Source organism: Amycolatopsis sp. NPDC051102, assembly GCF_040682815.1.
Taxonomy (GTDB): domain Bacteria; phylum Actinomycetota; class Actinomycetes; order Mycobacteriales; family Pseudonocardiaceae; genus Amycolatopsis.
This window is the reverse complement of sequence record NZ_JBFBBT010000002.1, coordinates 305,285-316,718: the sequence shown is the minus strand read 5'-3', so window position 1 is coordinate 316,718 and position 11,434 is coordinate 305,285. Positions and strand designations below refer to the sequence as shown.

7 protein-coding genes are annotated in these 11,434 nt (G+C 71.3%); all 7 read left to right on the top strand.

Features of this window, described 5'->3' with window-relative positions; all coding sequences use genetic code 11:
• Positions 1-114 precede the first annotated feature (114 nt).
• The 7 genes from AB0M93_RS07385 (at position 115) to araA (ending at position 11,432) form a co-directional block, all read left to right on the top strand.
• On the top strand, positions 115-1,617 hold the full coding sequence (locus AB0M93_RS07385) for a sugar ABC transporter ATP-binding protein (protein ID WP_364270666.1): 1,503 nt from the start codon (positions 115-117) through the stop codon (positions 1,615-1,617).
• 5 nt (positions 1,618-1,622) lie between these two features.
• Positions 1,623-2,669, top strand: a complete 1,047-nt coding sequence (locus tag AB0M93_RS07380; RefSeq protein ID WP_364270663.1) for an ABC transporter permease — start codon at positions 1,623-1,625, stop codon at positions 2,667-2,669.
• Entirely contained in the window at positions 2,666-3,649 is a 984-nt protein-coding gene (gene yjfF / locus AB0M93_RS07375) for a galactofuranose ABC transporter, permease protein YjfF (RefSeq protein WP_364269432.1), read from the top strand. Before AB0M93_RS07380 ends, yjfF begins: the two co-directional genes overlap by 4 nt.
• A gap of 55 nt (positions 3,650-3,704) precedes the next feature.
• Complete coding sequence (locus AB0M93_RS07370; protein WP_364269430.1) at positions 3,705-7,529, top strand: LamG-like jellyroll fold domain-containing protein; 3,825 nt, start codon at positions 3,705-3,707, stop codon at positions 7,527-7,529.
• Between the two features lie 70 nt (positions 7,530-7,599).
• Positions 7,600-9,228 (top strand): ribulokinase, encoded by a 1,629-nt coding sequence (araB, locus tag AB0M93_RS07365; RefSeq protein WP_364269428.1) that lies wholly within the window; start codon positions 7,600-7,602, stop codon positions 9,226-9,228.
• Positions 9,228-9,905, top strand: coding sequence for an L-ribulose-5-phosphate 4-epimerase (locus AB0M93_RS07360; protein ID WP_364269426.1), 678 nt, complete (start codon positions 9,228-9,230; stop codon positions 9,903-9,905). The genes araB and AB0M93_RS07360 overlap by 1 nt, the downstream gene beginning before the upstream one ends.
• A gap of 18 nt (positions 9,906-9,923) precedes the next feature.
• Positions 9,924-11,432 carry an L-arabinose isomerase gene (gene araA / locus AB0M93_RS07355; protein WP_364269424.1) on the top strand — a complete coding sequence of 503 codons (1,509 nt, stop codon included), beginning with the start codon at positions 9,924-9,926 and terminating at the stop codon, positions 11,430-11,432.
• Positions 11,433-11,434 lie beyond the last annotated feature (2 nt).

Genomic DNA, 11,434 nt, shown 5'->3' with positions numbered 1-11,434 from the left:
GGTCCGCCTCATCACGCGGCACACGACCGTGCGAGACCAGCCCCACCCCCCCCCCCCCCCCCCCCCCACCCCCGCGTCCTCCCCGGAGCACACCAAATGCCTGAACCGCAGCCCATGGTGCGGATGAGCGGTATCCGCAAGGAGTTCCCCGGCGTCCTCGCCCTGGACGGGGTCGACTTCCGGATGTACCCCGGCGAAGTGCACGCCCTGATGGGCGAGAACGGCGCCGGCAAGTCCACCCTCATCAAGGTGCTCACCGGGGTGTACGGGGTGGACGCGGGCACGATCGAACTGGACGGTGGCGCCGTCGCCTTCAGCGGGCCCGGCGAGGCCCAGCAGGCCGGCGTCAGCACGGTCTACCAGGAAGTCAACCTCTGCCCGAACCTGTCCGTGGCGGAAAACGTCTGTCTCGGCCGAGAACCCCGCCGCTTCGGCCGCATCCAGTGGGGCCCGATGCGGCGGCGGGCCGAGGAACTCCTGGCCCGGCTGGACGTCCACGTGGACGTCTCGGCCGAGCTGTCCACCTGTTCCATCGCGGTGCAGCAGCTGGTCGCGATCGCCCGCGCGCTCGACGTCGACGCGCGGGTGCTCGTCCTCGACGAGCCGACGTCCAGTTTGGACGCCGGCGAGGTCGAGAAACTGCTCGACGTCGTCCGGGCCCTGCGCGAAACCGGGATGGCGATCCTGTTCGTGTCGCACTTCATCGACCAGGTCTTCGCCGTCGCCGACCGGATGACCGTGCTGCGCAACGGAAAGCTCATCGGCGAGTACCGCACCGCGGACATCACGCCGGTCGAACTGGTCACCCGGATGATCGGCAAGGAGCTCCAAGTCCTCGAGGACCTGGAGGACTCCGGGCCCAGCCGGGCCGAGGTCGCCGGCGCGCCGGTGCTGCTGGCCGCCGAAAACCTCGGCCGCAAGGGCGGGGTCGCGCCCTTCGACCTCGCCATCCACGCCGGCGAGGTCGTCGGCCTGGCCGGCCTGCTCGGCTCCGGCCGCACCGAACTCGCCCGGCTGCTCTTCGGCGCCGACCACGCCGACAGCGGGACCGTGAAGATCGACGGCGACCCCACGCCGCTGCGGACCCCGCGCGCCGGGCTCGACCACAAGATCGCGTTCCTCTCCGAGAACCGCAAGGCCGAGGGGCTCGTCGAAGAGCTCACCGTCCGCGAGAACATCGTGCTGGCGCTCCAGGCTTCCCGCGGCTGGGCGCGGCCGCTGTCGCGACGGCGGCAGGACGAAATCGCCGAGAAGTACATCAAGGCACTCGACATCCGGCCCGCCAACCCCGAAGCGCTGGTGGGCAACCTCTCCGGCGGCAACCAGCAGAAGGTGCTGCTGGCCCGCTGGCTCATCACCGAGCCGCGGCTGCTGATCCTCGACGAGCCCACCCGCGGCATCGACATCGGCGCCAAGACGGAGATCCAGCGGCTGGTCACCCAGCTTTCGGGCGACGGCATGGCCGTCGTGTTCATCTCCGCCGAACTCGAAGAGGTCCTGCGGCTGAGCCACCGCGTCGTGGTGCTGCGGGACCGGAAGGTCGTGGCGGAGCGGGAAAACCAGGCGCTCACCGCGGACGACATCATGGCCACGATGGCCGAGGGGGTGCAGGCGTGACTGCCTTGAAAGGCTTGACCAAACACCGGCTGTTCTGGCCCGTGGTGGCCCTGCTGGTGCTGCTGCTGGGCGACCTGGTCGCGAGCCCGTCGTTCTTCAAGATCGAGCTGCGCGACGGGCACCTGTACGGCAACCTCGTCGACATCCTCAAGAACGGCGCTCCGCTGATCCTCATCGCGATCGGCATGACGCTGGTGATCGCCACCCGCGGCATCGACCTCTCGGTCGGCTCGGTGGTGGCGATCAGCGGTGCGCTCGCGTGCCTGTGGGTCAGCGACAACGCCGACGGCGCCGTCACGACGCTGATCGCGTTCGGGCTCGCCCTGGGCCTGTCGCTGGTGCTCGGGGTGTGGAACGGCTGGCTCGTGGCGGCACTGGGCATCCAGCCGATCATCGCCACGCTGATCCTGATGGTCGCCGGCCGGGGCATCGCGCAGCTGATCACCGACGGCCAGATCATCACCGTCAACTCCCACTCGTTCGAGTGGATCGGCAGCGGGTTCCTGCTCACCCTGCCCAGCGCCATCCTCATCGCGCTGGCGGTGTTCGTGCTGGCGTCGGTGCTCGTCCGCCGGTCCGCGCTCGGCCTGCTGGTCGAGGCCGTCGGCGGCAACCCCGAAGCCAGCCGGCTGGCCGGCCTGCGCTCGGCCCGGCTGACCTGGCTCGTCTACGTCTTCTGCGCGCTGTGCGCCGGCATCGCCGGGCTGATGATCAGCGCGAACGTGCACAGCGCCGACGGCAACCACGCCGGGCTGTTCATCGAACTCGACGCGATCCTCGCCGTCGTCGTCGGCGGCACCCAGCTGACCGGCGGCCGGTTCTCCCTCGGCGGCTCGGTGATCGGCGCGCTGCTCATCCAGACGCTCACCACCACCGTCTACGCCCTCGGCATCCCGCCCGAGGCGATCATGCTGTTCAAGGCCCTGGTCGTGCTGGCGGTGTGCCTGCTTCAGTCGCCCGCGTTCCGCCGGAAGCTCCGGCGCCGCCGGGCCAACACACCGGGGACGCCGGCGCCGGCGTCCGCTCCGGAGAAGGTGGAGGTCACCGCATGACCACCCTCGCCCGCGTCAAGGGTTACCGGCCGCAGCAGCGGCACCTGCCGATCCTGGCCACGCTGGCGCTGCTGATCGGGGCCTACATCTTCGGCGCGTCCAGCTACGAGGCGTTCGGCTCCGGCCAGGTCATCCTCGACCTGTTCATCAACAACGCCTTCCTGCTCGTGGTCGCCGTCGGCATGACGTTCGTGATCCTCACCGGCGGCATCGACCTGTCCGTCGGCTCGGTGGTGGCGTTGTCCACGGTGATCTCCGGCGACCTGCTGCAGAAGCACGGCTGGCCCGCGTACGCGGCGATCGCCGTCGTGCTGGTGGTCGGGGCGCTGCTCGGCGCCGGGATGGGTGCGCTGATCCACTTCTTCGAGATCCAGCCGTTCATCGCGACGCTGATCGGGATGTTCTTCGCCCGCGGCCTCTGCTACACGATCACCACCGAGGCGTACTCGATCGACAACGCCACCATCGCCACCCTGGCCCAGACGCAGATCCCGCTCGGCGGCGAACTGCACATCTCGATCAGCGTGGTGGTCGCGCTGGTGGTCGTCGCCGCCGCGGCCTACGTCCTGGCCTTCACCCGGTTCGGCCGCACGGTCTACTCGATCGGCGGCAACGCCCAGTCCGCGATGCTGATGGGCCTCAAGACCGGCCGCACCAAGATCGCGGTGTACACCATCAGCGGCGTCTGCTCGGCCCTCGGCGGGCTGCTGCTGGTGCTCTACAAGTCCTCGGGCGACCCGCTCAACGGCGTCGGCCTGGAGCTGACGGCGATCGCCGCGGTCGTCATCGGCGGCACCATCCTCACCGGCGGTTCCGGGTACGTGCTCGGCACGGTGCTGGGGATCATGGTGCTCGGCATCATCCAGACGCTCATCACCTTCGACGGCACCCTCAACTCCTGGTGGACCTCGATCATCACCGGTGCCCTGCTGTTCGTCTTCATCGTCCTGCAGCGCCTTGTCACCCGACGGACCCGCTGACAGCCGGTCCGCCGTGCGGGTGGACCATGTGAGCGCTCACACTCAAGGGAGAGTCATGCACCGCAGACTGCGGCGGCCGGTGGCCGTCCTCGCGGCCTTGGCGCTGTGTTCCGCTGTCCCCGTCGCGGCGGCGCCGGCCGCCGCGGCCGATCCCGCGCCGGGCCTGGCCGGGCACTGGACGTTCGACGACGGCAGCGGGACGACCGCCGCCGACACCGCGGGCAGCCACCCGGCGACGCTGGCCGGCGGCGCGGGCTGGGGCCCGGGCATCCGCGGCGGCGCGCTGACCACCGACGGCGCCAACGGCTTCGCCGACGCCGGTGCGCCCGTGCTCGACACGACCAAGAGCTTTTCCGTGAGCAGCTGGGTCAAGCTCGACAAGACCTCCGGCTACCAGACGTTCGTCAGCGTCGACGGCAGCCAGGTGAGCAACTTCTTCCTGCAGTTCCGCGACGACTCCCGCCGGTTCGCCTTCACCCGCCTCGCCGGCGACGCGCCGACCGACGGCGTGGTCGCGGGCGCGAACTTCGACCCCGTCGCGGGCCAGTGGTACCAGCTGACCGGCGTGTACGACGCGAGCGCGTCGACGCTGTCCCTCTACGTCGACGGCACCCGCCAGACGACCGTCGCCGCGCCCACCTCCTGGGCGGGCACCGGTCACCTGGTGATCGGCCGCGGCAAGTACGGCGGCAACCCGGTGGACTTCGTCGACGGCACGATCGACGACGTCCGCGCCTACTCGGGCGCGCTGGCCGCCGCCGATGCCGCCCGCCTGGCCATCGCCGGGCACTGGGGCCTCGACGAGGGCACCGGCACCACCACCGCGGACGACTCCCTCGACCTGCGCACCGGCACCCTGACCGGCGGCGCGGCCTGGGGTGACGGCGTCGTCGGCCCGCACGGCGTCGCCCTGGACGGCACCGATGCCGCGGTCGACGTCCCGGCCCCGGTCGTGGACACCGCGCAGAGCTTCTCGGTGTCGGCGTGGGTCAAGCCGTCCGCGGCCGGCGGCTTCCGGACCGCGGTGAGCGTCGACGGCTCGGCGATCAGCGGCTTCTACCTCCAGCGCGCCGCCGACGGCCGCTTCGCCTTCACACGCCGCGCGAGCGACGGTGACTCGGCGTCCTCTTCGGCGGTGTCGACGCTGCCCGCGCAGGCCGACCAGTGGCAGCACGTCGTCGGTGTCTACAACCGGGCGGCCGGCACGCTTTCCCTGTACGTCAACGGAACCCTGCAGCAGAGCGTCCCGTTCACCACGCCGTGGACCGCGGGCGGGCACCTGGAGATCGGCCGCGGCAAGTGGGCCGGGAACCCGGTCGACTGGTTCGCCGGCGGCATCGACGACGTCCGCGCGTACCCGACGCCGCTGACCGCGTCCGCCGTCGCCGCGCTGGCCGCGAGCGGCTCGTGGCACTTCGACGAAGGCGCCGGCACGGTGGCCCACGACGCCTCGGCCAACGCCGCCGACGGCACGCTGAAGGGCGCCACCTGGACCGCCGGAGCGGCCGGCAAGGCCGTCCAGCTCGACGGCAAGTCCACTGTGGACATGGGCACCTCGCCCGCGTTCGACACCGGCACCGGCTCGCTCTCGCTGGCCGCCTGGTTCCGCACGACGGCGGACGGCACCCTCGTCGACCACGGCGACGGCTACGCGCTCGGCGTGACCGGCGGCAAGCTCACCGCCCGCGTCGGCACCATCCGGGTGACCACGAACGGCGGCGGGCTCGCCGACGGCAACTGGCACCACGCCGCCCTGGTCCTGGACCGCGCTTCGCAGCGGCTCACCGTCTACGCCGACGGCGACGCGTCCGCGGTCACCAGCACCTGCGGCACGCCGACCGGCACGACGCTCGACGTCTCCGCCTGCCCGGCGTCGGGCACGGCGGCGGCGCCGTTCACCGTCGGCTCCGGCTTCACCGGCGCCGTCGACGAGGTCGAGCTGCGCCGCTTCCCGCTCACTGCGGCCCAAATCGGCACCCTCGCGGGGGCGAACCAGCTGGCCGTGGACGCCAACGTCGTCCGCGCCAACACCCGGCCGACCACCTACGGCTCGATCCTCGAAGACATCAGCCACTCGGTCGAAGGCGGGCTCTACGCCGAGCTCGTCCGCAACCGCACGTTCAAGGAGGGCTACCAGCCCGGCAGCGGCGCGGGCAACACGCCGGTGCCGTACTGGTCGCTGGTCACCTCCGCGGGCGCGACCGGCGCCTACTCGATCGACACGGCGAACCCGCTCAACACCGCGCTCGACCGGTCGCTGAAGCTGCACGCGGACACCGTCCCGGCCGCCGGCCGGGTGGCCGCGGCCAACGTCGGCTTCTACGGCGTCGCCGCGAAGCCGGCCACGAAGTACACCGGCAGCTTCTTCGCCAAGGGCACCTGGACCGGCGGAATCCGCGTCAGCCTGGAGAAGCCGGACGGCACGGTCCTGGCGAGCAAGGACGTCCAGCCGGTCGGGCCTGCGTGGACGCAGCAGACGTTCAGCTTCACCACGCCGTCGACGATCGCCGCGTCCACCGACAACCGGATCGTCGTCTCGCTGGTCAACAAGGGGAAGCAGGCGCTGAGCGGGGACGCCTGGTTCCAGCAGGTGTCGCTGTTCCCGCCGACCTTCAAGAACCGGCCCAACGGCGTCCGCGCCGACCTCGGGCAGAAGCTCGCGGCGATGAAGCTCGGCCTGTTCCGCGTCCCCGGGGGCAACTACCTCGAGGGCAACACGCTCGACACCCGGTTCGCGTGGAAGAACTCCATCGGCCCGCTGGAGCAGCGGCCCGGCCACCAGAACACCGCGTGGGGCTACTGGTCCACCGACGGCTTCGGCATCCTCGACTACCTGAAGCTCGCCGAGGACATCGGTGCCCAGCCGCTGCTCGCGCTGTTCGCCGGCTACACCCTCAACGGCCAGCACGTCGACCAGGCCGACTACCCGGCCTACGTCCAGGAAGCCCTCGACGAGATCGAGTACGCCATCGGCGACGCCTCGACGACGTGGGGGGCCAAGCGGATCGCCGACGGGCACCCGGCGCCGTTCGACCTGCACTACGTCGAGGTCGGCAACGAGGACTGGTTCGACGGCTCGGGCAGCTACGCCTGGCGCTTCACGGACATGTCCAACGCCATCAAGGCGAAGTACCCGCAGCTGACCGTCGTCGCCACCACCGGCGGCCTGCAGGGCGGGGCCGCGTCGAGCACGTCGACCGGGGTGCGCCCGGACGCCGCGGACGACCACTACTACCAGTCGCCGCAGTGGTTCACCGACAACTCGACCCGCTACGACACCGCCGACCGCTCCGGTCCGGACATCCTCGTCGGCGAGTACGGCGCCCAGGACGGCCGGCCCACCGGCACCCTGGCCGCCGCCATCGGCGAGGCCGCGTTCCTCACCGGGCTCGAACGCAACAGCGACGTCGTCATCGGCTCGATGTACGCGCCGGTGCTGGTGCAGGAGAACCAGGCCAACTGGCCGGTCAACCTGATCGGCTTCGACGCCGGGACCAGCTACGCCTCGCCGTCGTACTGGGTGCAGCAGATGTTCTCCAGCACCCTCGGCAAGCAGATCGTCACCAGCCGCCTCAACCAGGGCAGCCCCCTGCGGCAGGTGGTCAACGTGACCACGAAGAGCGGGAGGAAGACCTTCACGGTCAAACTCGTCAACCCGACTCCGCAGGTGCAGACCGCACGGCTGTCGCTCACCGGCGTCACCGCCGTCGACGGCACCGGGACGCTCACCACGCTCACCGGCGACCCGGCGGGGCGCAACAGCCTCGCCGCGCCGGCCGCCATCGTGCCGCAGACCAGGGAGATCACCGGGCTCGCCGCGACGTCGAAGCTGACGCTGCCGGCCAACTCCGTGACGACGCTGGTCCTCACCGGCCGCTAAGACCCCGGGACGCGGCGCGTTCACCGCCGCCCGCGCCGCGTCCCGGTCACCAACCAGGAGGGAGGACACCGTGGGAGAACCACTCACCGTCGGCGTCGACTTCGGCACGTTGTCGGGCCGCGCGGTGGTCGTGCGGGTCCGTGACGGAGCGGAACTCGGTTCCGCCGTCTTCGAGTACCCGCACGGGGTGCTCGACGAGACGCTGCCCGCCACGGGCCGCGCGCTGCCACCGGAATGGGCGCTGCAGGTGCCCGCGGACTACGTCGGAGTGCTCCGCAACGCCGTACCGGCGGCGCTGCGGGACGCCGGCGTGGACGCGGGCGACGTCATCGGCATCGCCACCGACTTCACCGCGTGCACGATGGTGCCGACGACCGCGGACGGGACGCCGCTGTGCGAGCTGCCCGAGTTCGAGGCCGAGCCGCACGCCTACGTCAAGCTGTGGAAGCACCACTCGGCCCAGCCGCAGGCGGTCCGCATCAACGACCTGGCCCGCGCCCGCGGCGAGAAGTGGCTGCCGCGCTACGGCGGGCTGATCTCCTCCGAATGGGAGTTCGCCAAGGCGCTGGAGCTGTTCGAAGAGGCGCCGGCGGTCTACGCCGCGATGCGGCACTGGGTCGAGGCGGCCGACTGGATCGTCTGGCAGCTCACCGGGGCCTACGTCCGCAACGCCTGCACGGCCGGGTACAAGGGCATCCTGCAGGACGGCCAGTACCCGAGCCGCGACTTCCTCCGCGAACTCGCCCCCGGCTTCGAGACCTTCGTGGCCGACAAGCTGGAGCACCCGCTGGGCCAGCTGGGGGCCCGCGCGGGTTCCCTGACCGCGGAGGCGGCGGCCTGGACCGGGCTGCCCGAGGGCATCGCCGTGGCCGTTGGCAACGTTGACGCGCACGTCACCGCGCCCGCCGCCCAGGCCGTCGAGCCCGGGCAGATGGTGGCGATCATGGGCACCTCGACGTGCCACGTGATGAACGGCGCCGAACTGCGCGAGGTCCCCGGCATGTGCGGCGTCGTCGAAGGCGGGATCGTGCCCGGGCTGTGGGGGTACGAGGCCGGCCAGAGCGGCGTCGGCGACATCTTCGGCTGGTTCACCGAGCACTTCGCCCGCGACGGCCACGAGCAGCTCACCCGGCTCGCCGCGCAGCAGGAGATCGGCGAGCACGGCCTGGTCGCCCTCGACTGGCACAGTGGCAACCGGTCGGTGCTGGTCGACCACGAGCTGTCCGGCGTGATCGTCGGCCAGACGCTGGCCACCCGCGCCGAGGACACCTACCGCGCCCTGCTCGAGGCCACGGCGTTCGGCACGCGCAAGATCATCGAGACGTTCAGCTCGGCCGGCGTCCCGGTGACCGAGCTGATCATCGCCGGTGGCCTGGTGAAGAACGCGCTGCTGATGCAGATCTACGCCGACGTCACCAACCTCCCGCTGTCGGTCATCGGTTCCGACCAGGGACCGGCGCTCGGCTCGGCGATCCACGCCGCCGTCGCCGCGGGGGCCTACCCGGACGTCCGCGTGGCCGCCGAGGCGATGGGGTCGGTCCGGCGCGCGGTGTACCAGCCGGTGCCCGCGCACGTGGCCGCCTACGACGAGCTGTACGCCGAGTACACGACGTTGCACGACTACTTCGGCCGCGGCGGCAACGATGTCATGCACCGGCTCGCCGCCCGCAAGCGCGCAGTCGCGAAAGGACGGTCCTGATGTCGCTGACCGGTGAAGTCCTCGACACCGTCGCGGAACTGCGCGAGACGGTGGCGAAGCTGCACGGCGAGCTCACCCGCAACGAGCTGGTCATCTGGACCGCGGGCAACGTCTCGGCCCGCGTCCCGGGCCGCGACCTGCTGGTCATCAAGCCCTCGGGCGTGTCCTACGACAACCTGTCCGCGGACACCATGGTCGTCACCGACCTGCACGGCGAGCTCGTCGAAGGCGAGCTCGCACCGTCGTCCGACACCGCCGCGCACGCCTACGTCTACCGGCACATGCCGGAGATCGGCGGCGTCGTGCACACGCATTCGACCTACGCCACGGCGTGGGCGGCCCGCGGCGAGCCGATCCCGTGCGTGCTGACGATGATCGCCGACGAGTTCGGCGGCGAGATCCCGGTCGGCCCGTTCGCCTTGATCGGCGACGACTCCATCGGCCGCGGCATCGTCGAAACGCTTCGCTCCAGCCGCTCGCCGGCGGTGCTGATGCGCAACCACGGCCCGTTCACCGTCGGCCGCACCGCGCGCGACGCGGTCAAGGCCGCGGTGATGGTCGAGGACGTCGCCCGCACCGTCCACAAGGCCTTCGAGCTCGGCACGCCCGAACCCCTCCCGCCCGAGGACGTCGACCGGCTCTACGCCCGGTACCAGAACGTCTACGGCCAGCACTGAAACGTTTCGAGGAGAACGATGACCCGCGCGTCGAAACCCCAGCTCTGGTTCCTCACCGGCAGCCAGTCCCTCTACGGTGAGGAGACCCTGGAGCAGGTCGCCGGCCAGTCCTTGCGGATCCAGCAGCTGCTGGCCGCCTCCGGTGGCCTCCCGGCCGAAATCGTCGGCAAGCCGGTGCTGACCGAAGCTTCGTCCATCCGCCGCGTGCTCCAGGAGGCCAACGCCGACGCCTCGTGCGTCGGCGTGATCGCCTGGATGCACACCTTCTCGCCCGCGAAGATGTGGATCACCGGCCTGGACGCGCTGCGCAAGCCGCTGCTGCACCTGCACACCCAGCTCAACGAAGCCCTGCCGTGGTCCACCATCGACATGGACTTCATGAACCTCAACCAGGCCGCGCACGGCGACCGCGAGTTCGGGTTCATCCAGACCCGCCTCGGCGTCCCGCGCAAGACCGTCGCCGGGCACGTGTCCGACGCGGCCGTGGTCGCCCGCATCGACGCGTGGGCGCGCGCCGCGATCGGCGCCGACCACCTGCGCAACCTGCGGCTGGCCCGCTTCGGCGACAACATGCGCGACGTCGCCGTCACCGAAGGCGACAAGGTCGAGGCCGAACTGCGCTTCGGCGTCTCGGTCAACACCTACGGCGTGAACGACCTGGTCGAGCTCGTGGACGCGGTCTCCGAAACCGGCACCGTGGACTCGCTCGTCGAGCAGTACGCGGCGGACTACGACGTGGTCGCGGACCTGGCGGCCGGGGGAGCGCGGCACGAGTCGCTGCGGTACGCGGCCCGGATCGAAGCCGGGATGCGGAAGTTCCTCACCGACGGCGGGTTCGGCGCGTTCACCACGAACTTCGAGGACCTCGGCGGGCTGCGGCAGCTGCCCGGCCTGGCGGTGCAGCGGCTGATGGCCGACGGCTACGGCTTCGGCGGCGAGGGCGACTGGAAGACCTCGGCGCTGCTCGCGGCGGTCAAGGCGATGAGCGTCGGCAAGGACCGCGGCACGTCGTTCATGGAGGACTACACCTACCACTTCGGGCCGGGCAAGCCGAAGATCCTCGGCGCGCACATGCTGGAGGTCTGCCCGACCATCGCCGCCGCGAAGCCGTCGTGCGAGATCCACGCGCTGGGCATCGGCGGCCGCGAGGACCCGGTCCGGCTCGTGTTCGACGCCGCGCCCGGCCCGGGCGTCGTGCTCGGCCTGGTCGACCTCGGCGACCGGTTCCGGCTGGTGGCCAACGAGATCGACGTCGTCGCGCCGGACGAGCCGCTGCCGAACCTGCCGGTCGCCCGGGCGGTCTGGGAGCCGGCGCCGTCGCTGGCGACGTCCGCGGAGTCGTGGATCACCGCGGGCGGCCCGCACCACACCGTGCTCACCCAGGCCGTGGGCACGGAAACCCTTCGCGACTTCGCGAACCTGCTCGGCGTCGAACTGCTGGTCATCGACAAGGACACGACCCCGCACGACTTCGCCGACCGGATCCGCTGGAACCAGGCCTACCACCGGCTCGCTCAGGGCTTCTGAGA

Excerpts from the sequence above, each read along its gene's own strand:
- AB0M93_RS07385 (WP_364270666.1), top strand. The coding sequence starts at position 115 with ATGGTGCGGATGAGCGGTATCCGCAAGGAGTTCCCCGGCGTCCTCGCC.
- yjfF (WP_364269432.1), top strand. The coding sequence starts at position 2,666 with ATGACCACCCTCGCCCGCGTCAAGGGTTACCGGCCGCAGCAGCGGCAC.
- AB0M93_RS07370 (WP_364269430.1), top strand. The coding sequence starts at position 3,705 with ATGCACCGCAGACTGCGGCGGCCGGTGGCCGTCCTCGCGGCCTTGGCG.
- AB0M93_RS07360 (WP_364269426.1), top strand. The coding sequence starts at position 9,228 with ATGTCGCTGACCGGTGAAGTCCTCGACACCGTCGCGGAACTGCGCGAG.
- araA (WP_364269424.1), top strand. The coding sequence starts at position 9,924 with ATGACCCGCGCGTCGAAACCCCAGCTCTGGTTCCTCACCGGCAGCCAG.